General features: G+C 59.7%; 24 protein-coding genes and 3 pseudogenes. 15 read left to right on the top strand and 12 right to left on the bottom strand.

Features of this window, described 5'->3' with window-relative positions; translation table 11 throughout:
• Window positions 1-95: 95 nt before the first annotated feature.
• Window positions 96-1,508 (bottom strand): annotated as a pseudogene (locus tag ASE26_RS16530) (IS66 family transposase); the annotation flags it as partial.
• On the opposite strand from ASE26_RS16530, the gene ASE26_RS31580 reads away from it, so the two are divergent.
• Window positions 1,416-1,715 carry a hypothetical protein gene (locus ASE26_RS31580; protein ID WP_229208168.1) on the top strand — a complete coding sequence of 100 codons (300 nt, stop codon included), beginning with the start codon at window positions 1,416-1,418 and terminating at the stop codon, window positions 1,713-1,715. The pseudogene ASE26_RS16530 and the gene ASE26_RS31580 sit on opposite strands and share 93 nt — an antisense overlap.
• Window positions 1,716-1,725: 10 nt before the next feature.
• Here the strand turns inward: ASE26_RS31580 and tnpB are convergent.
• The 7 genes and pseudogenes from tnpB to asd form a co-directional block, all read right to left on the bottom strand.
• Window positions 1,726-2,066 (bottom strand): annotated as a pseudogene (gene tnpB / locus ASE26_RS16525) (IS66 family insertion sequence element accessory protein TnpB).
• Window positions 2,066-2,356: a hypothetical protein gene (locus ASE26_RS16520; RefSeq protein ID WP_055926791.1), complete on the bottom strand. Its 291-nt coding sequence runs from the start codon at window positions 2,354-2,356 to the stop codon at window positions 2,066-2,068. Before ASE26_RS16520 ends, tnpB begins: the two are co-directional and overlap by 1 nt.
• 48 nt (window positions 2,357-2,404) lie before the next feature.
• Window positions 2,405-2,710 carry a hypothetical protein gene (locus ASE26_RS16515; protein ID WP_055926789.1) on the bottom strand — a complete coding sequence of 102 codons (306 nt, stop codon included), beginning with the start codon at window positions 2,708-2,710 and terminating at the stop codon, window positions 2,405-2,407.
• A 958-nt stretch (window positions 2,711-3,668) separates the two neighbouring features.
• Window positions 3,669-4,262, bottom strand: coding sequence for a PEP-CTERM sorting domain-containing protein (locus ASE26_RS16510; protein WP_055926787.1), 594 nt, complete (start codon window positions 4,260-4,262; stop codon window positions 3,669-3,671).
• A 138-nt stretch (window positions 4,263-4,400) separates the two neighbouring features.
• A pseudogene (locus ASE26_RS31575) lies at window positions 4,401-4,634 on the bottom strand (phosphatidylserine decarboxylase); the annotation flags it as partial.
• Between the two features lie 267 nt (window positions 4,635-4,901).
• Window positions 4,902-5,219 (bottom strand): hypothetical protein, encoded by a 318-nt coding sequence (locus tag ASE26_RS16500; RefSeq protein WP_055926783.1) that lies wholly within the window; start codon window positions 5,217-5,219, stop codon window positions 4,902-4,904.
• 72 nt (window positions 5,220-5,291) lie between these two features.
• A complete protein-coding gene (asd, locus tag ASE26_RS16495) occupies window positions 5,292-6,143 on the bottom strand; it encodes an archaetidylserine decarboxylase (RefSeq protein WP_055926781.1) in 852 nt (283 codons plus the stop codon).
• A gap of 93 nt (window positions 6,144-6,236) precedes the next feature.
• On the opposite strand from asd, the gene ASE26_RS16490 reads away from it, so the two are divergent.
• The 5 genes from ASE26_RS16490 (at window position 6,237) to ASE26_RS16470 (ending at window position 11,525) form a co-directional block, all read left to right on the top strand.
• Window positions 6,237-8,375, top strand: a complete 2,139-nt coding sequence (locus ASE26_RS16490) for a TonB-dependent siderophore receptor (RefSeq protein WP_055926779.1) — start codon at window positions 6,237-6,239, stop codon at window positions 8,373-8,375.
• A 190-nt stretch (window positions 8,376-8,565) separates the two neighbouring features.
• Window positions 8,566-8,859 (top strand): H-NS family nucleoid-associated regulatory protein, encoded by a 294-nt coding sequence (locus ASE26_RS16485; RefSeq protein WP_055926777.1) that lies wholly within the window; start codon window positions 8,566-8,568, stop codon window positions 8,857-8,859.
• A gap of 60 nt (window positions 8,860-8,919) precedes the next feature.
• The gene (locus ASE26_RS16480; RefSeq protein WP_055926775.1) at window positions 8,920-10,206 is read left to right on the top strand and encodes an amidohydrolase family protein; all 1,287 of its coding nucleotides are present in this window, start codon (window positions 8,920-8,922) and stop codon (window positions 10,204-10,206) included.
• Between the two features lie 6 nt (window positions 10,207-10,212).
• Window positions 10,213-10,827, top strand: coding sequence for an LON peptidase substrate-binding domain-containing protein (locus tag ASE26_RS16475; RefSeq protein ID WP_055926773.1), 615 nt, complete (start codon window positions 10,213-10,215; stop codon window positions 10,825-10,827).
• Window positions 10,828-10,877: 50 nt separating this feature from the next.
• Window positions 10,878-11,525: an FMN-binding negative transcriptional regulator gene (locus ASE26_RS16470; protein WP_055926771.1), complete on the top strand. Its 648-nt coding sequence runs from the start codon at window positions 10,878-10,880 to the stop codon at window positions 11,523-11,525.
• Here ASE26_RS16470 and ASE26_RS16465 read toward each other — a convergent pair.
• Window positions 11,512-12,465 (bottom strand): DMT family transporter, encoded by a 954-nt coding sequence (locus ASE26_RS16465; RefSeq protein ID WP_055926769.1) that lies wholly within the window; start codon window positions 12,463-12,465, stop codon window positions 11,512-11,514. The two genes, ASE26_RS16470 and ASE26_RS16465, sit on opposite strands and share 14 nt — an antisense overlap.
• A gap of 61 nt (window positions 12,466-12,526) precedes the next feature.
• Here ASE26_RS16465 and ASE26_RS16460 point away from each other — a divergent pair, with 61 nt between their 5' ends.
• Window positions 12,527-13,858 (top strand): erythromycin esterase family protein, encoded by a 1,332-nt coding sequence (locus tag ASE26_RS16460; RefSeq protein WP_055926767.1) that lies wholly within the window; start codon window positions 12,527-12,529, stop codon window positions 13,856-13,858.
• Here ASE26_RS16460 and ASE26_RS16455 read toward each other — a convergent pair.
• From ASE26_RS16455 to ASE26_RS16445, 3 genes are all read right to left on the bottom strand, one after another.
• Window positions 13,805-14,107: a DUF1294 domain-containing protein gene (locus ASE26_RS16455; protein WP_055926765.1), complete on the bottom strand. Its 303-nt coding sequence runs from the start codon at window positions 14,105-14,107 to the stop codon at window positions 13,805-13,807. The two genes, ASE26_RS16460 and ASE26_RS16455, sit on opposite strands and share 54 nt — an antisense overlap.
• Window positions 14,107-15,126: a tryptophan--tRNA ligase gene (gene trpS, locus ASE26_RS16450; protein WP_055926763.1), complete on the bottom strand. Its 1,020-nt coding sequence runs from the start codon at window positions 15,124-15,126 to the stop codon at window positions 14,107-14,109. Before trpS ends, ASE26_RS16455 begins: the two co-directional genes overlap by 1 nt.
• A gap of 237 nt (window positions 15,127-15,363) precedes the next feature.
• On the bottom strand, window positions 15,364-15,777 hold the full coding sequence (locus tag ASE26_RS16445; RefSeq protein ID WP_055926761.1) for a thrombospondin type 3 repeat-containing protein: 414 nt from the start codon (window positions 15,775-15,777) through the stop codon (window positions 15,364-15,366).
• 132 nt (window positions 15,778-15,909) lie between these two features.
• Between ASE26_RS16445 and ASE26_RS16440 the strand changes: the two genes are divergently transcribed.
• The 8 genes from ASE26_RS16440 (at window position 15,910) to ASE26_RS16405 (ending at window position 20,825) form a co-directional block, all read left to right on the top strand.
• Window positions 15,910-17,796: a CocE/NonD family hydrolase gene (locus ASE26_RS16440; protein ID WP_057246574.1), complete on the top strand. Its 1,887-nt coding sequence runs from the start codon at window positions 15,910-15,912 to the stop codon at window positions 17,794-17,796.
• Between the two features lie 30 nt (window positions 17,797-17,826).
• On the top strand, window positions 17,827-18,252 hold the full coding sequence (locus ASE26_RS16435; protein WP_057246573.1) for a GNAT family N-acetyltransferase: 426 nt from the start codon (window positions 17,827-17,829) through the stop codon (window positions 18,250-18,252).
• A gap of 100 nt (window positions 18,253-18,352) precedes the next feature.
• Entirely contained in the window at window positions 18,353-18,586 is a 234-nt protein-coding gene (locus ASE26_RS16430) for a hypothetical protein (RefSeq protein ID WP_156397892.1), read from the top strand.
• Window positions 18,587-18,608: 22 nt separating this feature from the next.
• Entirely contained in the window at window positions 18,609-19,034 is a 426-nt protein-coding gene (locus ASE26_RS16425; protein ID WP_057246572.1) for a DUF6869 domain-containing protein, read from the top strand.
• A 10-nt stretch (window positions 19,035-19,044) separates the two neighbouring features.
• Window positions 19,045-19,317 carry a hypothetical protein gene (locus tag ASE26_RS16420; protein ID WP_200953764.1) on the top strand — a complete coding sequence of 91 codons (273 nt, stop codon included), beginning with the start codon at window positions 19,045-19,047 and terminating at the stop codon, window positions 19,315-19,317.
• Window positions 19,318-19,561: 244 nt separating this feature from the next.
• A complete protein-coding gene (locus tag ASE26_RS16415; protein ID WP_057246571.1) occupies window positions 19,562-19,969 on the top strand; it encodes a hypothetical protein in 408 nt (135 codons plus the stop codon).
• Window positions 19,970-20,090: 121 nt separating this feature from the next.
• Window positions 20,091-20,420 carry a hypothetical protein gene (locus ASE26_RS16410; RefSeq protein ID WP_229208167.1) on the top strand — a complete coding sequence of 110 codons (330 nt, stop codon included), beginning with the start codon at window positions 20,091-20,093 and terminating at the stop codon, window positions 20,418-20,420.
• Window positions 20,421-20,423: 3 nt separating this feature from the next.
• On the top strand, window positions 20,424-20,825 hold the full coding sequence (locus tag ASE26_RS16405; protein WP_055926746.1) for a hypothetical protein: 402 nt from the start codon (window positions 20,424-20,426) through the stop codon (window positions 20,823-20,825).
• Window positions 20,826-20,861 lie beyond the last annotated feature (36 nt).

Raw genomic sequence — 20,861 nt, 5'->3', positions numbered from 1 at the left:
ATTCCCGTTCAGTGTTTGACATCCCCATCTCCAAAGTAAAAATCAGAGTATGGCTTTGCAAATCACGCTTTCACAGGTGGAACGACTGCACGCTTACGTTCCAACACGCTGGCCAGCCAACGCAGCGGATCGAGGCCATTGAGTTTGGCGGTGCCGAGCAAGGTTTGGATAGCAGCAGCGCGTCGGCCGGCGCGCTCTGACCCAGCGAAGAGCCAGTTCTTTTTGCCAATGGCAATCGGGCGGATCGCGTTCTCGACGGCGTTGTTATCAATCGGGAAGGTGCCAGATTCCGCGTAGCGTACCAATGCAGGCCAGCGTTTGAGCGCATGCTCAATTGCCTTGCCGGTGCCACTGCCCGGCGCCACCGCCTTTTGCATCGCCAGCAGCCAGGTATGCATGTCGGCTAGCGCCGGTGCGGCCTTCGTCTGGCGCAATTGCAGCCGTGCCTTCGGCGGAAGGTGAGCTGCCTGTCGTTCGATGGCATACAAGATGCCAATGCGCTGCAGCGCTTCGGCGGCAACTGGGCTGCCATTGGCGGCGTGCAGCTCAAAGAATTTCCTGCGCACGTGCGCCAGGCAAGCGAGCTCGGTCACGCCATCGGAGAATAGCGATTTATAGCCGGCATAGTCGTCGACCATGAGGTGGCCACGCCATCCTTCCAGGAAGGCGCGGGCATGGGCGCCAGCGCGCCCGGTCTGGTAATCGAAGACGATGATGGGTGGGCCCTCATCAAGGCTGTTGGAGCGATAGGCCCACAAATAGGCTTGTTTGGTTTTCCCCTGGCCAGGGTCGAGCTGACGGACCGGCGTTTCATCGGCATGCAGGCACGGGCGCTGGCGCAGCAACTGCGCCAATCGGTCGCACAGCGGCTGCACCGCCACGCCCACTTTGCCAATCCATTCAGACTGCGTGGAACGCGGCAGTGGCACGTGCTGGCGGGCCGCAATCTGTTCCACCCGGTACAAAGGCAAGTGGTCAACGAACTTGCTGACCGCCACCCACGCCAGCAGACCCGGAGCTGCCATGCCGCCGTCGATCACCGCCGGCGGGATTGGAGCTGCGGTCACCGTTTCGCAGCCACGGCAAGCGTACTGTGGACGGATATGGCGATGTACGAAGAAGCGCGCCGGTTCAACATCGAGCTGCTCGCTGATATCTTCGCCGATCTTGACCAGTTCACGGCCACATGCCTCGCACTGGCAAGACGCTGGTGCGTGGCGGTGCTCGATGCGCGGCAGTTCAGGCGGCAGCGGTTGGCGACCGGCGCCACTACGTGGTTTGCGCTCGCGCTTGCCCCGCAGTTCGTCCAGTTCCGCTTCCAGCGCCGCCAAGTCGGTGGCCATGGTCTCGTCAAACAACTCAAGCTGATCGCCGCTGTATGCTTCGCTGGCCTTGCCGAATTTGATGCGCCTCATGTGTGCCAGTTCCAGCGTCAGCGCCTGGATTTTTACATCCTTGTTTTTCGCCGCCGCGAGCATTTCGCTCTGCTGAACCTGCAAAGCCTGCAGCTTGGCATCCTGCTCAACAAGCCGGACGCCAGTTTCGGTAAGCCGCCCGCTTTGCTGTGCAATCTGCGCATCCCGCTCCGCGATTTGCTTGTCCTTCTGAGCCAGCATTGCCTGCAGCTGCGCAAGCAGCGCAGGGTCAGCATTGGAACGGGCCAGTTCGTCGAGCAAATCCATCCGGCGATGTTAACAGAATGGCTGCCCGGGTAACAGGGTTTGGTCACAATTTCCATGCCGCCGGCGGTGGCGCCGACAGGCGCTGCCAATCCACACCCGCCACCAACCATTGCCATTGTTCACCGGTCAATTCCCACGCTGTGTCACCGGCTTGCGGCCAGACGAACTGGCCACGATGCAGGCGACGAACCCACATCCACACGCCGTTGCCATCCAGCACACCACCTTCAGGCGCGTTTGGCGGCGGTTGCTGAACACGTAGGCCGTGCCGTCGCAGGGGGCCTTGCCCAATGCCTGCTGTACATACAGCGACAGGCGGTCAATGCCGGCGCGGATGTCGACGGGCGGCGTCGCCAGCCAGACCGAATTTGCCTGCAGCTGCATTACAGGCTGCGCATCAACTCGGCCACCCATCCTGCCGGCGTACCTGCAGGTAATTCGATAGACCAGCCTTGCGGGCCTCGCACTAGCAATGCTGGCGCAACAGGCGCTTGCTTGACCACCACCGGCATCACCGAAGCTTTCGGCGCCTCAATGCTTAAGCGGCGAACCCAATACCCCACCTGGCGCACCGGGTAACCTTCCGCCAGCGCGAATGCTCGCTGCGACATGCCGCTCTTGTGCCAGCGCGCTACGCGCTCCCTCCACAGCAACTCCCGTTCAGTGTTTGACATCCCCATCTCCAAAGGAAAAATCGGAGTATGGCTTTGCCAATCACGCTTTCACAGGTGGACTGGCTGAACGCTTACGATCGACTGGCCAAGGGCTGCGCCCTGCCGATCAAACTGAGCCTTGATCTGACGGATGCTTAGGTCGTGCCGATGCAAAGCCAGCACCAGTTCGACCGCCCAGTCGGGCTTGCGGTTGCGCCGCGTTTGGCGTGGTGGTGCCGGGCGAACGTGCAAGTTGGGTGGCTGCGCCGCGCTTCGGGCGAAGCCGGCGAGCAAGCCTTTCTGGCGCAGCACTTGCCGCAGATGCTTGCTCCACCAGCCCATGAAGCAGATGTAGTACTGAAGCAGAAAATTCATTCGCTATAGTTGTTTGTACAGATTTTTCCGCACGAACTGGTCATCGAAAGTGAACATCATAAATGCAGTTTTCGCTTTTAACGGCAGGCGGTATCTCCACGCGGCAGTATCAATCGAGCAGAATTCTGCCCGCCCGTCCATGCAAATGTTCTGCCGACGTAAAGTGGCAATCGATCTTTAAAAATTCGTTTCATTTGCAGCCCACGAAACGTTGATTTCGCGGGCTGCCAGGGGCCATGAGCCTCTACTGAACAGCGGCGCGGGTCCTACAGCTACGACCGCCGCAACCTGCGCACGTCCGAGAACCGCCTGCTGGCGGCGATCACCAGTGCCCGTTCAGTGTTCAGTTGAAATTGGGGTAGGTGGCTGCGGGCCGCTTTTTTCAAACCAAAAGCGGGCCGTCGGACACAACTCGTTGACCGTCGAGCCGCTTTAATCAGCAAACTGTCTGCCCGGCCAACTCAATGTGCCTGCTATTTCAGCAATTCCAGGCCAGCAGGCGTGCGCGAGCCTGAACACCTGTCGTTCGCCATGTTCAACAGACCGCCACATGGTTGCTGGCTAATGCAGCGGCACGAATCCTTTCAGAAGCCCGTTCCAGCCCTGGTACGGAACGACCGCGTTCAGTCGGTTCAGATCAGGGTTGATGTCGCGCCTGTAATGACCCTGTGAATTCCTGCTCAGGTGATAATACTGAAAGGACATCACATGAGTATGGTTATGGAAGAGGTTAGGGCAAGGGGCCTGGGCGAACAGTAGCCTGATTGGCAAGGATGTCGACCAGCCTTCTTGACAAGCCACGGGAAGAAGGTGCTAGCGAAAGCGATTGGCGGCCGAAGGGGCGAACGAGCAAGCCGTAGCCCACGTCAGCTACGTGTACATGTCCAAGGCAAATCGATGTGCTGAGGGATTCCGCCCGAAGCCGCTGGCCCAAGTGCCGGGCCAAGAGGTCCGCTGATCAAGCGCGGCGCTTGCGCGCGAAGGCCAGGGCTGCGAGTGCGGCCACGAACAGCAACAGAGTAGTTGGCTCGGGCACGGTGCCTGGTGGCGTTGCATCCCTTGGTGTGGCATTGAGGTCGTCAACGAGGAACAGGCTGAAGCTGGAAAGCGTCAGCGTGTCGATGTTGTTGAAATTCAGTGCCAGGAGCTCCCAGCTGTCGCTGAAGCTGTAGTTGGCTGTCTGTACGATGACATCGTCGCGATAGCCTTCGATGAGCAAGTCGTCCGCGGAGCCAAGCCAGCCGTGGATCCACAGGTTGGCGACGGACATCAAACCACCGCCGACGCGATTCATCACCAGGGTGCCGCCGGGAACGAAATCGTTGAGGGTAGCGTACATGCCACTGTGGCCGCCGTTGGTGCCTTCGCCAAACGGGCTTCCGGGGGATACATCAATCACGCTTGCGCTATCGCTGAACTGAAAGCCCGCGGTGTTGAACCCGGGCAGGCTGACGCCGTCCGTCACCGGGACATTATCGAACGTCATTACAGACGCATTTGCGCAGGCGGCAAAGCCGAGCAGAGCCGATGCGAACAGGGCCTTCAGTTTCATGGATTTCGTGAAGAGGAAGTTAAATGAAATGCAAACAGGGCGACAGTTTAACAAGTATTTGGCTTGAACTCACGAAATATTTATTGCTATATTGCCATCTTGCGAGCGAAAAAGGCTTACTTCAAGTTGGCCATCAGTTCACCCCAGACGCACTGGACCGGCAGTTTGCCATTGGTCGTTGAAATGCAGGGTGTCTTTCGGGAACAGCATGACGACGGTGGAACCCAGTAGGAAGCGGCCCATTTCTTCGCCCTTCTTGAACACGAACTCGTTCTTCTTGTATGTCCACTCGGTGACTTTCGGCAGGCGCGATGGGTTCACCAGGCCATTTCAGGTCGTGGCCATGCTGCCGACGATGGTGGCGCCGACCAGCCCCCGGCCGGCGCCTGATGGCGGCCAAGACCCGCGCATTCCTTGATATGCTTGAGGGGCAAACTTCAAGGACGGCGATGAATAGTGACTTCGCGACGCAGCTCGTTGCAGCAAGTGCCCTGTGAATCGCATGCGACATATCAGGTTTTTGCTCAGTTCTATGCGATTGCGCCTGATGAAGCCCGCCGGAGCGCCTTCCCTGGCGTTACCCGATGTCGTAGAGGCAGGCGATTACGCGTTGGCCGAGGATGAGGTGTTTTCCTAAAGTCATCGAGCGTTTGGGGGCGTTTGTGGAACAACGATGACTGTCGGTGCCGGAGCTGCAGTTGCCTGAGCTGAACGCGGCAAGGCGTTGTTCATCAAGAAGGCGACTAAGGTCGTGTAAAGCAAAAGTGCCGTGGCTACGATGCCCGCGCACCATTTCACCGTATCAGCCGTTGTTTTGTGCAGCTCGGCGCGCAATTCGTTAAAACGAGAATCGATTTTTGCTTCAAGCGCCATTCGGGTTTCGCCAACGGTGCTGTCGACCTTGTTGTCGAGCCCGTTAAAACGGGCATCGAAGTATTCTTTATCGCTGGTTGTCATAGCGCCTCCTTCTGGCCAGTTTAGACCAAAGGGAGGCTGTGCATATTTGCGGCGCATCAAGCGCCATAAGGATTACTTGAGATTGGCCATCAGCTCGCCCAGGCGGACTGGACCGGCAGGTTGCCACTGATCGTTGAAGTGCAAGGTGTCTTTCGGGAACAGCATGACGACAGTGGAGCCGAGCAGGAAGCGGCCCATTTCTTCGCCCTTTTTGAACACGAACTCGTTCTTTTTGTAAGTCCACTCGGTGACTTTCGGCAGGCGCGGCGGGTTCACCAGGCCGTGCCAGGTCGTGGCCATGCTGCCGACGATAGTGGCACCAACCAGCACCATCACGAATGGGCCGAAGGCGGTGTCGAACTCGCACACAACGCGCTCGTTGCGCGCGAACAGGCCCGGCACGCCGCGCGCAGTGGTCGGGTTGACGGAGAACAGTTCGCCCGGCACGTAGATCATGCGCTTCAACGAGGCATTGCATGGCATGTGGATGCGGTGGTAGTCGCGTGGGCTCAGGTACAGGTTGGCGAAGCTGCCGTGCTCGAAGTGCTTGGCGAGGGCGGCGTCGCCGCCGACCAGGGCGGTGGTGCTGAACTTGTGGCCCTTGGCCTGGAAAATCTGGTCGCCTTCAATTGCGCCGAACTGGGAAATGCGGCCGTCGACCGGGCAAACGAAATCTGCCTTGGCCAGCGGGCGGGCGCCCGGCTTCAGTGCGCGGGTGAAGAATTCATTGAAGCTGTGGTAGCTGGCGATGTCCGAATTGGCCGCTTCGTCCATGTTGACGTCGTACTTGGTGACGAACCAGCGGATCAGGCGAGTGGTCTTGTCGCCCGCTTTGGCGCCCGCCACGCGGCCGGCGAAATTGGTCAGGGCACTTTTCGGGAGCAGGTATTGCGGAAGTACGGCAAGTCGGGACACGGTCGGCATTCCAAAGATTTGATGATCCCGAATTATATCCTTGCTACCGTTTGCACCATAGGGTACAGTTGCGGCCAAGAATTATTTACATTTTTGGCAATAATGATTCGCCTCACACTCGCAGCAGCCGCCGTCCTCGCCGCCTCCCAGGCTATGGCGCAGGACCAAAAGCAGGAACCCGTCCAGAAAGTCGAAATCAAGGGCGCGGCCGAAAGCTATAACCCCCGAAAAGACGACACCGCCAGCAAGATCATTGTCAGCAGCGATGAACTGAAACGCTATGGCGACACTTCGATCGGCGATGCGCTGAAGCGCGTGCCGGGTGTGTCGGTTGGTGCCGGCGGCCGGGATATCCGCATGCGCGGCCTTGGCAGCGGCTATACGCAGATCCTGCTGAATGGCGAACGGGTGCCGCCGGGCTTCAACATCGAGACCCTGGCGCCGGACAGTATCGAGCGCATCGAGGTGATTCGCGCAGCCAGCGCGGAATTCAGCACGCAGTCGATCGCGGGCACCATCAATATCGTGTTGAAGAAGGCGGTCAAGACGGCGCAGCGCGAGCTGAAGTTCGGAGTGAGCCACAGCAAGGAGGCGACCAATCCGAACGGGAACCTGATCCTGTCGGATAAAGACGGTAATTTCTCCTATTCGCTGAATTTGGGCGGAGGACGCTATGAATTTGACCGCTACGGCACTACCGACGAAGAGTTGAATGACCTGACCGGCACGCCGCTGCTGGACCGCCGCATGCTCACATATGACCGCGGCCATGCGCGCGGGCTGGAGTTGTCGCCGCGCTTGAACTGGAACCTGGAGAATGGCGACACGCTGACCTCTCAGTCCTTCATCAACCGCAATATTTTCAAGAGCGCGATTGATCGCAGCTACAACGTTGACGTTGGTGCTGCGCCGTTTTTCGATGCGGTGCATATCAAGAACGAAAACAAGAACCTGTTCGCACGCACGGACCTGAACTGGGTGCACAAGTTTGGCGAAGGGGCCAAACTGGACGCCAAGATAGGCGGCAACCGCATGCGTTCCAACGGCAGGTGGTACGAGTCCGATGCGCACGACGGCGCGCTCAATTTGCAGCATGACGTTTTCAGCGGTGTGCGGGAGTGGGGCGTCAGCAGCACCGGCAAATATTCGACGCCGGTTGGCGCCGACCATTCGCTGGCGGCTGGCTGGGATGCCGGCTACACCGACCGCGATGACTGGCGCAACCAGCGCGACCTGTTCATCGCCAGCGGTGCGCGCGACGACAAGAATGAGGGCTACCAAGCCAAGCTGCGCCGCGTCGCCGCCTATGCGCAGGACGAATGGAATATCAGCAAGGCCTGGTCGCTGTATGCGGGCTTGCGATGGGAGGGCATACATACGCGAAGTTCTGGCGTGGGTTTCGATCCGGTCAGCAATCGCAGCAGTGTCTGGAGCCCGCTGGCACAAACGCTATACAAGCTCCCCAACGGCAAGGACCAGTTGCGAGCTGCGCTGACCCGTACTTATAAGGCGCCGCAGGCGTCAACGCTTTCCGGCCGCCGCTTTACGTCCACGAATAACAGCCAGATCGAGCCCGACTGGATCGGCAACCCCAAGCTGAAACCGGAGCTGGCGACGGGTATCGACGCATCGTATGAGCATTACTGGGGCGAGGGCGCGCTGTTCAGCGTGGCTGCCGCCGCCCGCCGCATCGGCAATCTCACGCGCCGCAGCGTTTTCCTTGATGATGGCGGCCGCTGGGTTTCGACGATGACGAACAATGGCCGTGCCGACGTGCGTAGCGTGGACGTGGAATTGAAATTCCCGATGAAGGCGGTGATGGATAACGCGCCGGCTCTCGACGTGCGCGCCAGCGTAAGCCGCAATTGGTCGCGTGTAGATTCGGTGCCGGGGCCGCACAATACGCTGGACCAGCAAGTGCCGCTGACGGCCGTCTTCGGGCTCGATTACAAAACCCCGGACGGCACCTGGAGCATGGGCGGCAGTTTTAACTTGCGCAGCAACGGGGAAGTTCGCATGGACGTGAACCGATATAGCTGGGCAACGGTGGCGCGCCAACTGGATGCCTACCTGGCCTGGAAACTGGATACTAAGACCCAGTTGCGATTCTCCGCCTGGAATTTGCTGAAACAGGATTTCCGTTCGAAGACTATCTTCAATACGGATAATGGCTCGCTTACCTCGGAGTCGACAAGTTTCGGTGTGCGTAATATACGCGTACAACTTGAGACGCGCTTCTGAAAGTAAATACTCCCCTTAAACCGGGATTTAATAGAAATGAAATAAAGGCGCCACACGTCAAATGTGTGGCGCTTTTTTTTTAATATGGTTAAATTATGTAGATAAAATCAACGCGACTATGGTACATTGCAGGGAAGAAATCTCACACATTGTCACACTTCGATTTTTCATACACTTAGGGTAAAGAAAGATGACCACTTACCAAGAATACCAGGCAAAAATTGCCGAATTGCAAAACCTCGCTGCTGACGCCCGCAAAGCCGAAGTGCAAAAGGCAAAAGAGCAGATCTGGTCCATCATGCGTGAATATGAGCTGTCTGCGGCTGATCTCGGTCCAGCGGCAAAGAGCAATAAACCAGTCAAGCCGCGTGCCCGCGTGCCAATGAAATACCAGGATCCGGTATCGGGTTCCCAGTGGACTGGCCGTGGCCGTGCACCGAAATGGCTGGAAGGCAAGAAGAAGGAAGACTTCCTGATTAAATAAGCCGTTTGCGGCGAGAGGGGCGGATTAATATCCGCCCCTTTTCTTTTATACGTGGAGAATATGCCGAGACTAGTTTTGCGGCCGCTGCTGGCGGCATTCCTGCTTTCCTTTACCTCATCCGTGATGGCGGCCAAACCCGTGTTGCTATTGCCGGAGCGGGTCTGGACCGGCGAAGGCGCGCCACACAGCGGCTGGTCTGTGCTGGTGGTCGATGGCAAGGTGGCCGCCGCCGGACCGATGGCCGGCGTAGACGTTCCCGCAGACGCGGAGCGCATCGCGTTGCCGGGCAAGACGCTGCTCCCCGGGCTGATGGACCTGCACTCGCACGTGCTGCTGCATCCCTATAACGAGACCAGCTGGGATGACCAGGTGCTGAAGGAGCCGGAAGCCTACCGCGTGCTTTTGGCCGCGCGGCATGTGCAGGCGCAGCTTCAATCGGGCTTCACGACCTTGCGCGACCTCGGTTCGGAAGGCGCGGGCTATGCCGACGTGTCGGTCAAGCGAGCGATCGAGGAGGGCGTGCTGCCTGGCCCGCGCCTGTTTGTGGCCACGCTGGCGATCGTGGCCAGCAGCAGCTATGGGCCGAATGCCAAATCCTATCGGCCGGACATGACGCTGCCGGTCGGCGCGCAGGAGGCCACCGGGGTGGATGAAGTGGTGAAGGCGGTACGCGAGCAGTCTGCGCGCGGGGCCGACTGGATCAAGGTTTATGCAGATTACCGCACCGGGCCGGATGGTTCGGCGCATGCCACGTTCAGCCAGCAGGAACTGGACGCGCTGGTAGCGGCAGCCCATGGCTCCGGGCGGCGTGTCGCGGCCCATGCGGCGACGGATGAGGGCATGCGCCGCGCGGTGCTGGCAGGCGTGGACACCATCGAACATGGCTACGGCGGCAGCGAGGCCACCTTCAAGCTGATGGCAGAACGAAAGGTTGCCTATTTCCCTACCTTGGCGGCGCCGGAGGCGACCAGCGAGTACTTCCAGAAGCACGTGCGGGGCGGGACGCCGGCCCCTTCCATGCAGGCTGCAGCCAGGGCTTTCCAGCTTGCGCGCAAGGCAGGTGTGACGATTGGACTGGGCAGCGATGTTGGCGTGTTTGCCCACGGCGGCAGCGCTCGCGAGGCGGAATGGCTGGTCAAACTTGGCATGACGCCGACCGAGGCGTTGCGAGCAGCGACGGTGGTCAACGCGGCGGTGCTGGATCGCGCCGGTTCGCTGGGCCAGGTTAAACCAGGATACCAGGCCGACCTGGTGGCGGTGGAGGGCGATCCGACGGCCGACATAGCGGCCCTGTACCGTGTTGCCTTTGTAATGAAAGGCGGCACCGTCTATCGAAACGTGCGATGATGAAGTATGTCCGCGATTCCCTTATTCCCGTTGCAAACGGTGCTGTATCCGGACGGGTACCTGCCGTTGCAAATCTTCGAGGTGCGCTACCTCGATATGGTGAAGCGTTGCATCGAGCATAAGGAAGATTTTGGCGTCGTCGCGCTGGTGCAGGGCGATGAAGTGCGCAAGCCGGACCAGCACGAAACCCTGTGCGCCGTGGGTACCATGGCGCATATCGAGGAATGGAAGGCGATCTTGCCTGGCCTGATGCAAGTGCGCTGCAGCGGACAGCAGCGCTTCCGCATCGTCTCCGCCGAGCAGCTCAAGCATGGCTTGTGGATGGCGGACGTGTCGCCAATCGATGGCGACATGACGGTGCCGGTTCCTTCCGACCAGCAGGACGTGGCGGACAGCCTTGGCATCCTGATCCAGACCTTGCAGGAACGTGGCATTCCAGCGGGGCAGATGCCGATGCAGGCGCCTTATCGCCTGCAGGAGGCGGGCTGGGTGGCGAATCGCTGGTGCGAATTGCTGCGCCTGACGCTGGCACAGAAGCAGCTATTACTGGCGCAGGAGAATCCGGTGCTGCGGCTGGAACTGGTGCAGGATGTGATGGTTGAACATGGCCTGCTGAATTAGGCCATCGCTGGCCCTATGCGCGTTCTGGCGCCCCGCGCTACACTGGGTGCATGTACCTTCCAACTGCTTTCGCTGAAGACCGGCTTGAGGTCAAACATGGGCTGATCCGGGCATATCCGCTCGGGATGCTGTTTATTCCCGGCGCCGCACCGACTGCGGACCTGGTGCCGTTTGCGCTTTATCCCGGAGAGGGGGCGGCGGGACTGGGTGTGCTGCGGGCGCATATTGCGCGGGCTAACCCGGCCTGGCGTACTTTAGTTGAGGGCGGCGGCGAATGCCTGGTGGTGTTCCAGGGGCCGGAGGCGTATATCAGCCCTAGCTGGTATGCGTCCAAGGCTGTTTCGCATAAGGTGGTCCCGACCTGGAATTACGCTATGGTGCAGGTGCGCGGTATTGCGCGCACCGTGGAAGATGCCGGCTGGCTAAGGCGGCAGCTCGGAGACCTGACGGCTATGCAGGAAAGCGGCTTGCCGGAACCTTGGGCGGTGTCGGATGCGCCGGCTGATTTCGTGGATGGACTGTTGAAGGCGATTGTCGGGATCGAGATTCCGATTGCATCGATCGTGGGCAAATGGAAGGTGAGCCAGAATCGCAGCACCGCCGACGCCGAGGGCGTAGCGGCGGGCCTGAAGGACCGGGCTGCGGAAATGGCGGCACTGGTGGCGGAGCGTATCGCGCCCGGCGTCAAGCCGGACTGAGTTCTTCTTCCTGCGCGTGGACGTGCATCGACCACGTCACGCCGGCAATCAGCAGCACGATGGCGGCGATTTCCAGTGGGCGCGGGAATTGCTGCTTGTAGATGAAGCCGTACATCAGCGCGAACAGGGTCTCGAACAGGATCAACTGGCCTGACAAGGTAATCGGCACGCGGCGGCTGGCGATATTCCACAAGTGATTGCCGATCACCGAAGCGCCGAGGGCCAGCAGGCTGTTGCAGATCCAGAACAGCGTCCAGTCCCGTCCCGATGCCGCGCCGGCGGCACCGGTCACGTCGCCGTGGAAGATAGTAAACGCGATGGCGCCCACCACGAGTGAGATCAGGCCGGTCGAAAGACCGTACAGCGCTGACCATTCGGCGCTGCTGTAATGCGGATTGCGTTTCAGGTAGCGTGCATTATCGAGCGTGTACCAGCTCCAGCACAGCAGGGCGCCGGTCGCGCACGCGACACCGATCACGGTATTGAGCATCGACACGCCGCTGGCTGCAGCATGCTGGAACACGTCGATATTGATGCAGGTGATGCCGGCGGCAGTCACCAGCAAGGGCATCGCCAGTTGGCGCAGCGGCACCGCGCCGTGGTCATTTCGCCCCATCAGCGTTACCGCAATCGGCAGCACGCCGATAATCAGCGAGGTCGGGGCGACACCCGCCAGCTTCACGCCCAGCGCCAGGAACATGTAGTAGACCAGGTTGCCCGCCAGTGCGTGCCGCACCAGTGCGAAATAGTCGTCGCGCTCCAGCCGGCCGATCAGGTTGCGCAGGCGTGGCAACATCAGGACGAAAGCGATCGCGCCGTAAGCGACATAACGGCCAACCGCCATTTCCAGCGGCGTAAAGGCCGACAGCAATTCCGGGACGATGAACACCATGCCCCACATCGCGCCTGCCAGCAGGCCGCACACCACACCAGTCCACATGCAATATTTCCTCGTTTAAACCTGCGCCAGTTTCGCACAGCTTGCGATATCTTGCTGAATCATGGACAAGACCTTGATCGCCGCGTTGCAGCGCGAGGCGCGGCCACTGGAAACAGCGGAAGACCTGGACTTACTGCTCGACTGCATCGGCGACGCATCGCTGGTGCTGCTGGGCGAAGCCACCCACGGCAGCCAGGAGTTCTACCGCTTGCGCGCCGACATCAGCAAACGGCTGATCGTCGATAAGGGCTTCGACGCCATCGCGGTCGAAGCCGACTGGCCGGATGCCTTGCGCGTCAGCCGCTACGTGCAGCACAGCAGCGACGACATGAGCGCCGACCAGGCGCTGTCAGGTTTCAAGCGCTTCCCGCAATGGATGTGGCGCAACCACGAGATCGTGGGCCTGGTGAACTGGCTGCGCGTGCACAACCACCATGTGGCCAGTCCGGCGCGCCGCTGCGGCTTCTACGGCCTGGACTTGTACAGCCTGCAGCAATCGATGCACGCGGTGATCGACTACCTCGACCGGGCCGACCCGGATGCTGCGGCCCGCGCGCGCCAGCGTTACGCCTGTATCGACCATTTTGCAGAAGACCCGCAGCGCTACGGCCACGCCACCAGCTACGGCATGAAGCCCGATTGCGAGGCCGAAGTACTGCGCCAGCTGGTCGACATGAACCGCGCCGCCAACGAGCACCTGCGTACCGGCACGGTGCCGGACGACTTCTTTTACGCCCAGCAGAACGCGCGCGTGACCCGCAATGCGGAGGTCTATTACCGCGCCATGTTCAAAGGGCGCGACGAATCGTGGAATGTGCGCGATTCACATATGGCGGAAACGCTGCAAGCCCTGCGCGAACATCTCGGCCAGAGCATAGGCCGGCCTGCCCGCATCGTGGTGTGGGCGCATAACTCGCACCTGGGCGACGCGCGCCACACCGAGATGGGCCAGCACGGCCAGTTGAACCTGGGCCAGCTGGTGCGCGAACGTTACCGGCCGCAGGACAGCTTCCTGCTTGGCTTCACCACGCATGCGGGAAGCGTGACGGCGGCCAGCGACTGGGATGGGCCGGCCGAGATGAAATCCATCGTGCCGTCACGCCCTGACAGCGTTGAGCGGTTGATGCACGAAGTGGGGATGCCTGCCTTCCTGCTGCCACTGAGGGGCCGCAATAGCGCCTTGTCGCGGACCGGCCAGCGCTTTCTGGAAAGGGCAATCGGGGTGATTTACCGGCCCGATACGGAGCGTATGAGCCATTACTTTTTTGCGGACCCCGCGCAGCAGTTCGATGCGTTGATCCACATCGACAGCACGACGGCACTCAGGCCGCTGGAGCGCTCAGCCCTTTGGCAGCACGGGGAGCCAGCCGAGACTTATCCATCCGGCTTGTAGCGCAACGAGGACGGCCAGGTTCAGGACCACGGTGAACCAGAACTTGACGAGGAAAGAGGTTTTGGACGATTTGTGGCGCAGCAGTTGCTGCGCCGCGAAGGCGCCGGGCCAGCCACCGGCCAGTCCGATCAGGAGCAGGGTGCGCTCGGGCGTGCGGCGGCGACCCTGGCGGGCCGCCGACTTGTCGAGCGCGTAGGCGATAAAGCACACCGCGCTGGCGATTGCATACAGCGCGGCGGCGAACAGCATCAGAAGTAGTTCAGGCCCAGGGCGGCCTTGACTTCGTCGGTGGTGCGGGCAGCCACTTCGCGTGCGCGCATGGTGCCTTCCTTCAGCACCTGCATGATGTAGCCTTTGTCCTTGGCCAGTTCTTCACGGCGGGCGCGGATCGGGGCCAGCATGTCCTGCAGCACGGCTTCCAGGCGCTTCTTGACGATGGAGTCGCCCAGGCCGCCACGCACGTAGTGGTCTTTCATCTCCTGCAGGCTGGCCTTGTCGGTATCGAAGGCATCCAGGTAGATGAAGGCGACGTTGCCTTCCAGGTGGCCCGGATCGGAGACCTTCAGGTGCAGCGGGTCAGTGTAGACCTGCTTCACGGCCGCGGTGATTTCGGCAGCGGTCGCGCCCAGGTTGATCACGTTGCCCAGCGATTTGGACATTTTCGCCTTGCCGTCGATGCCCGGCAGGCGGCCCACTTCCGGCACCACGGCCTTGCACTCGACCAGGATGTCCTTGTTGGCCAGGCGATTGAATTTGCGCACGATCTCGTTGGTCTGCTCGATCATCGGGATCTGGTCTTCGCCGACCGGGACGATGGTCGCTTTGAAAGCCGAAATATCGGCGGCTTGCGAAGCGGGGTAGGTCAGGAAGCCGGCCGGGATGTCGCGCTCGAAGCCGCGCAGCACGATTTCCTGCTTCACGGTCGGGTTGCGCTCCAGGCGGGCCACGGTGACCATGTTCAGGTAATAGAAGGTGAGCTCAGCCAGTTCCGGGATCTGGGACTGGATCAGGATGGTCGACTTGGCCGGGTCAATGCCGCAAGCCATGTAGTCCAGCGCCACTTCCACCACATTACGGTGCACCTTGTTGGTGTCTTCCATATTGTCGGTCAGCGCTTGCGAGTCGGCCAGCATGATGAACTGCTTGTAGTCGTCCTGGTAGGAGACGCGGTTGCGCAGGCTGCCCACGAAGTGGCCGAGGTGCAGCGGACCGGTCGGACGGTCGCCGGTCAGGATAATCGGTTTGGCGTTGGATGCTGGCTGGCTCATAGGGTTCTTTCTGCTTGCCCCTATCGATTGCGCCAAGAAAAACGCCACCTGATCGAGGCGGCGTTGATATTAAAATCACATCACTTTTCAGTGGCCGCGCTATGTCAGCGGCGCCACCAATTGCGGGAGAACAGATGTGATTGGATAAATTTCATCCCGCCATGGTTACAGTTCAGCGCGGCCCTGTCAAGATGTCCACTTTGGGGTCAGGAACGAAAGTGGACATTTCACGCTGGCTTAGTAGCGGTTCGGGTTGTTCGGGCGGTCGTCCATCCGGTTTGGCACGCCGTCGTTGTCGCGGTCGCGGTCATAGCGGTTGGGGATGCCGTCATGGTCACGGTCGCCGCGTTCCCAGCGGCCGCGTTCCATGCGCCAGCGGCCGTTGTCCATCTGGGCCCACGCTGGTTCGCGCCAATAGTAGCCGTGGCGGGCGCGGACGTATTTGCCGTTGACCCAGACGTGCCGATGACCGTTCCAGCGCCAGTAGCCCGGCGTCCAGACAAAACCGGAACGGGCCGGTGGAACGGCTTCGTCGCGTGGTGCGGGCGGGGCAACACGAACCACGACCACGTCGGCGCTCGCGACAGGCGCGAAGGCTAGTCCGCCGCCCAGGGAACCTGCTAAAAGAGTGGCAATGAGCAATTTTTTCATGATTGGCTCCTTCCATTACTGAGTAAGCATCATTTTTGCTGAGCCTGCCGCGGCCGTATGTGCGCGCACTAGCTTTCATGTTGGCATTACTTTTCTAGTAATATTGCAGGAGTTCATGCCCCCGGAGTTCCCATGCGTAGCTGCCTCACTCTCATTTCCCTGCTGCTGGCTGCCCAAGCAGGCGCACAAACCTCGCCAATGGCGCCGGACATCGTTCCCGGCTTTGAGGCGCCCCAGGAGCAGGCGGATTACGTCAAGCGGGTGGTGATGATCCCAATGCGCGACGGCGTGCGGCTGCATACTGTGATCGTGGTGCCGAAAGGCGCCAGCAAGGCTCCGGTCATCCTGACCCGTACTCCGTACAACGCAGACGGCCGTGCGCGGCGCAATGTGAGTCCTTATATGCAGTCCTCGCTGCCGCAGGGCGATGAAGTGTTCGGCCGCGATTTCATCCGGGTGTTCCAGGACGTGCGCGGCAAATACGGTTCGGAAGGCGAGTATGTGATGACGCGCCCGGTGCGCGGCCCGCTGAATTCCAGCCAGACCGACAACGCTACCGATGCCTGGGATACCATCGATTGGCTGGTGAAGAATGTGCCCGAAACGAACGGCAAGGTCGGCATGATCGGTTCTTCGTACGAGGGCTTTACCGTGCTGATGGCGCTGACCGAGCCGCATCCTGCACTAAAAGCCGCGGTGCCAATGAGCGCGATGGTGGATGGCTGGCGCGGCGACGACTGGTTCCATAACGGGGCCTTCCGCGTGAATACGCTGGACTATATCGCCAGCCAGAATACGGTGAAGGGCCGCGGCGAGCCGCTGGCTACCGGCGCCTACGACGATTACGATGTGGTGCTGCGCGCCGGCTCGGTGGCCGGGCTGGCGCGCAAATACGGCCTGGACAAGCTTAACTTCACCAAGAAGCTGTTCGAGCATCCCGCCTACGACAGCTTCTGGCAGGAGCAGGCGCTGGACCGCATCCTGGCCAAGCGGCCGTTGTCCGTGCCGACCATGCACGTAGTGGGGCAGTGGGACCAGGAAGATATCTACGGAACCTACGTGACGTATGCCGCGCTGGAAAAGCAGGACAAGGACAACAAGCTGAATTTCCTCGCGGTTGGACCATGGCGCCATAGCGGCGTCAATTACGACGGCTCCGCATTGGGCGCGTTGCAATTCACCGGCGATACGGCGCTGGAGTTCCGCCGCGACGTGATGGTGCCGTTCCTGAAGCAATACCTGGTCGATGGCGCGCCGGCCGCCGATACGCCACCGGTGTTGTCTTACCAGACCGGCAGCAACAAGTGGCAGCGATTGGCGCAATGGCCGGTGTCGTGCGCCACGGGCTGCGCGTCGGCGGCGAAGGCGGTGTACCTGCAGGATGGCTTCAAGCTGTCGTGGTCGCAGGCGGGCAACGCCAAGGGCTTCGACGAGTATGTGGCTGATCCGGCCAAACCGGTGCCGTTCGTGCCGCGCCCTGTACGCATGGGGGACGAGAATGTTTGGAAGCCGTGGCTGGTACACGACCAGCGCTTTGTCAGCGACCGTACCGACGTGTTGAGCTATGTTTCCGAGCCGTTGAAGGAGCCGCTGGTGCTGTCCGGTGCGCCGCAGGTGCACCTGGTGGCGTCGACCTCGGGCAACGATGCGGACTGGGTGGTCAAGGTGATCGATGTCTACCCCGACGAAGCGCCGTCGCAGCCGAAACTGGGCGGTTACCAGTTGCCCTTGTCGATGGACATCTTCCGCGGGCGCTATCGCGACAGTTTTGAGAAGCCTTCTGCGATCCCTTCAAACAAGGCGGTGCAGTTCAACTTTGCGCTGCCGCCGGTGAACCACGTTGTGCTGCCGGGGCATCGCCTGATGATCCAGGTGCAGTCAAGCTGGTTCCCGCTGTATGACCGCAATCCGCAGACCTTCGTGCCGAACATTTTCCTGGCGGCGCCGGACGATTACAAGAAGGCGACACAGCGCGTGTTCCATGGCAGCTCGGTTGAGTTGCCGGTAGTAGTGAAGTAATAATTTCGCACAGGCGCGCCAGGAGATCTCATGGAAATTCGCTGGACTGATTCGACCGGAAACCTCGACTGGGAAGAGATGTCCGAGCTCTATCGCATCGCACCCCTCGGAATCGAAAGTGGCGAATGGCTTAAGACTGCTTATTCGAACAGCATGTTTAGTTGCGTTGCCTTTGACGGTGAACAAATCATCGCTGCGGGACGCGCAGTCGCTGACGGCGTCGACTGCTCCTATCTGTGCGACATTGTGGTTCACCCGTCCTACCAGGGTTCCGGGGTTGGGAAGGAACTCATACAGAGACTGGTCGACCTGTCCCGGGGACATCGAAAGATCATCCTGTATGCCGTTCCAGGAAAGGAGCCGCTCTATGAAAAGTTCGGCTTTCGCCGCATGAACACCGCTATGGCGATATTTGCGGACCCGGAGAAGGCGGCTGCGGACGGCTACACGCAGTGACTGGGCGTTGGACTAAGATTCACTGTATGGACTCTAGAAAGGAGGTTCGTTCAAATGCTGCGAACAGCAAACTACCGAATCACAAATTATGGAGCAAGCTATGCAAGTACACATCTTCAGGGGACCGGGTCGCATCTTCGGTTTCACCGCACAACCATCGGGTGAGAACCTGCCGCAGAAGTACGCGCCGTGGGCGGAATTCAAGACCATCGAACTTCGCAGGGACGAGCACACACCCGGCGTCGATTCGAACGAATGCCTTAGCGACATCGAGACCTATGGGGTGCACGTCACCGATGCGCACGCCCGCATTACTGAGGACGCAATGCGCTAAGCAGTATTCGACTCGGAATTTCATGGACTCATACGACCGCTGGAAGCAATTGGGCCGCCCTGTCGGCTATCTTATGGAGTGCTGGCTTGCCGCCCAATCGCCCGATCCTCAGGTCAAAGAGGAATATGGATGGGCCTTCATGGAGCCTGTCGATGACGCGCGGGACAATCCTGAAAGGGCCTGGGAATACATTCTTTTCGCGGCGAATGACCCAAGGTTTTCGGGCCATCACATGGGAGTCATGGCAGCTGGGGCATTGGAAGACCTGCTTTCACATCATGGGCCCGCATTTATCGACCTCGTAGAGAAAGAGGCACAGACCAACCCGAGATTCGCCTGGATGTTGGGCGGGGTCTGGAAATTCCAAATGAGCGATGAGATTTGGAATAGGGTACAGGCGGTATGGAATAGGCGAGGCTGGGACGGCACCCCGGCCGAAGTCTTGTAACTTAAGGATCGTGGACCAAGCCGAAATGAGCCGCTTACAGAATTTGTTACTTGAAGCGAAGGCAGGGTTGGAGCCAAGGGAGCGAATTTCTTCCTCTAAACTGTCGACGATCGCGATGCTGTGTGGTACTTCTGAACTCGCCGAAATCCAGGACCGGATCAACGCGCTCAGGATCGAACTCACCACGGTCGAAGACTGGGATGGCGATACGCAGGATGATATTCATCTTGCGATTGAATTCTTCAACAAGCTTGCCGGAATGGTGGGAAATAACTTTGCATAATTGCGGATTCCTGGCCTTTTGATTAACCAGAGAACTGCTCGACACTCGACGTCGCACTCGCTGGCGTGCTCAGTGATCGTCATGGTTTATTGCGTTGGCCAACAACATCGACGATTCCGCAAATTACTTATGCAAAATTGGACATAGACGAAATTGTTAGCACCTTCCACGTTGAGATCGATTGGCCCGAGGCTCAAGGGACTGTCCAGCCAGGCCGAGGCACCCCCAGCAAGCCTGGAGTTTGATGGAGAAGCCCTTGGCATCCTATTATGAAAGGAGCGGACGTGTCCCTTCGTTCGAGGTCGAGTATCGATTCCTGTCCGCTGATGAAGGTGGTCGCAAGCTCCCGCCTCATCAACATACTCGTTGGGACTTCTTATACGAAGGCGATGACGCGGAACGGGATGGTATCTGGATGATCTGGCCGGAATTCATTTCGGATGATCGAGAAGTCCTGCCGGAAGGCGTAGCGCCGATGTCGGGGCACGCGCTGATGTTCATCGTCAATCTCGACAATGAGCAGATGCACCAAGAGCGAATTTCTCTTGGTACTCGCGGCGCATTTATGGAAGGAGGGCGTAAAGTGGCGGAGTGCACGGTGGTAGCTGTACATGCTCTTGCACACCTCGTTGATGAGGAACGCTCCAGGTGATGACGTCAAAGTGCGCGAGATCATTTCTCCTCGCGGGCCTTGTGATGACTGCCGACAGCTGTCGCGCTGAACCTGCGGTCCTTATGGTAGATATCGATCACTTTCAACGACGAGGGGACATATGGAAGAAGAACTTGAATTTCAAACGCTGGATAAAGCGGTCAGAAGGGAGATATTGTCTTTGGCACGCTCCGCGCACGACCTGACCGAATCGTCCTATCAGGAGAATCCGTCGAAAAAAGGCGAGCCGGGATGGGGCGAAAAGCAAAGGATCCTGCTTGCCGACATGGCGCTCCATTTGCTGCAAACTGCGCTAAGAGAAGGTGAGCTTTCGGAAGAGGGCCTGAAAAGGAACCTGTTTTCTATCTTGACGATATCCGATCAACTGGTTCCCGGCCATGAACTGAAAAATGTGGCTGATAAGCTGTACCCGCTTAAGCCAGCTGGGTAAGGCATGCTTCGGATTGAAGAGAGCGAGAGCGAGTATGTAGACGATTTTGCGGATGCCTGCGAAATCGGTGAACTCGTTCGCGGTGACGTTTACGAAGGCAAATGGGGCATCGCTTTCTACGTCGCGCGCTGGTTCTCTGAACGGAGGAGCGAGATCGAATTGCTGGTGGTATCGGCACCGGGGGCGCCGCATGGCAGCTATTGTTCGTTGGCATTCCGGTACGGAGCCGACAAGCTTCAGTTGGTAGAGCCAGCCGGTATCTGGATTGATTGGTCGCCCACCGCCCTTCCCATCTCGCTACGCGAGGCTAACTCTTTTCATATTGGAGCCCGAGATCGAGCGCTTGACATTGCGGCGTTCATCCTGGAGGCCGATAACGCAATTCGCGAGTATGCCAAGAAATGAGATCCTGGTCATCGATTCAGAAGCGCGCTGAATACT

The sequence above is a fragment of the Duganella sp. Root198D2 genome (genome assembly GCF_001428585.1).
GTDB lineage: Bacteria > Pseudomonadota > Gammaproteobacteria > Burkholderiales > Burkholderiaceae_D > Rugamonas.
Note: the sequence above shows the minus strand (reverse complement) of the source record. Positions and strands in the feature narration are given on the sequence as shown.

What these genes read in the sequence shown, in the direction of transcription:
- ASE26_RS16480 (WP_055926775.1), top strand. Translation starts at nt 8,920, where the DNA reads ATGCCGAGACTAGTTTTGCGGCCGCTGCTGGCGGCATTCCTGCTTTCC.
- ASE26_RS16440 (WP_057246574.1), top strand. Translation starts at nt 15,910, where the DNA reads ATGCGTAGCTGCCTCACTCTCATTTCCCTGCTGCTGGCTGCCCAAGCA.
- ASE26_RS16435 (WP_057246573.1), top strand. Translation starts at nt 17,827, where the DNA reads ATGGAAATTCGCTGGACTGATTCGACCGGAAACCTCGACTGGGAAGAG.
- ASE26_RS16410 (WP_229208167.1), top strand. Translation starts at nt 20,091, where the DNA reads ATGGAAGAAGAACTTGAATTTCAAACGCTGGATAAAGCGGTCAGAAGG.
- asd (WP_055926781.1), bottom strand. Translation starts at nt 6,143, where the DNA reads ATGCCGACCGTGTCCCGACTTGCCGTACTTCCGCAATACCTGCTCCCG.
- trpS (WP_055926763.1), bottom strand. Translation starts at nt 15,126, where the DNA reads ATGAGCCAGCCAGCATCCAACGCCAAACCGATTATCCTGACCGGCGAC.
- ASE26_RS16430 (WP_156397892.1), top strand. Translation starts at nt 18,353, where the DNA reads ATGCAAGTACACATCTTCAGGGGACCGGGTCGCATCTTCGGTTTCACC.
- ASE26_RS16485 (WP_055926777.1), top strand. Translation starts at nt 8,566, where the DNA reads ATGACCACTTACCAAGAATACCAGGCAAAAATTGCCGAATTGCAAAAC.
- ASE26_RS16515 (WP_055926789.1), bottom strand. Translation starts at nt 2,710, where the DNA reads ATGAATTTTCTGCTTCAGTACTACATCTGCTTCATGGGCTGGTGGAGC.
- ASE26_RS16445 (WP_055926761.1), bottom strand. Translation starts at nt 15,777, where the DNA reads ATGAAAAAATTGCTCATTGCCACTCTTTTAGCAGGTTCCCTGGGCGGC.
- ASE26_RS16475 (WP_055926773.1), top strand. Translation starts at nt 10,213, where the DNA reads ATGTCCGCGATTCCCTTATTCCCGTTGCAAACGGTGCTGTATCCGGAC.
- ASE26_RS16490 (WP_055926779.1), top strand. Translation starts at nt 6,237, where the DNA reads ATGATTCGCCTCACACTCGCAGCAGCCGCCGTCCTCGCCGCCTCCCAG.
- ASE26_RS16510 (WP_055926787.1), bottom strand. Translation starts at nt 4,262, where the DNA reads ATGAAACTGAAGGCCCTGTTCGCATCGGCTCTGCTCGGCTTTGCCGCC.
- ASE26_RS16455 (WP_055926765.1), bottom strand. Translation starts at nt 14,107, where the DNA reads ATGCTGTTCGCCGCCGCGCTGTATGCAATCGCCAGCGCGGTGTGCTTT.
- ASE26_RS16405 (WP_055926746.1), top strand. Translation starts at nt 20,424, where the DNA reads ATGCTTCGGATTGAAGAGAGCGAGAGCGAGTATGTAGACGATTTTGCG.
- ASE26_RS16470 (WP_055926771.1), top strand. Translation starts at nt 10,878, where the DNA reads ATGTACCTTCCAACTGCTTTCGCTGAAGACCGGCTTGAGGTCAAACAT.
- ASE26_RS16520 (WP_055926791.1), bottom strand. Translation starts at nt 2,356, where the DNA reads ATGTCAAACACTGAACGGGAGTTGCTGTGGAGGGAGCGCGTAGCGCGC.
- ASE26_RS16425 (WP_057246572.1), top strand. Translation starts at nt 18,609, where the DNA reads ATGGACTCATACGACCGCTGGAAGCAATTGGGCCGCCCTGTCGGCTAT.
- ASE26_RS16415 (WP_057246571.1), top strand. Translation starts at nt 19,562, where the DNA reads ATGGAGAAGCCCTTGGCATCCTATTATGAAAGGAGCGGACGTGTCCCT.
- ASE26_RS16500 (WP_055926783.1), bottom strand. Translation starts at nt 5,219, where the DNA reads ATGACAACCAGCGATAAAGAATACTTCGATGCCCGTTTTAACGGGCTC.
- ASE26_RS16460 (WP_055926767.1), top strand. Translation starts at nt 12,527, where the DNA reads ATGGACAAGACCTTGATCGCCGCGTTGCAGCGCGAGGCGCGGCCACTG.
- ASE26_RS16465 (WP_055926769.1), bottom strand. Translation starts at nt 12,465, where the DNA reads ATGTGGACTGGTGTGGTGTGCGGCCTGCTGGCAGGCGCGATGTGGGGC.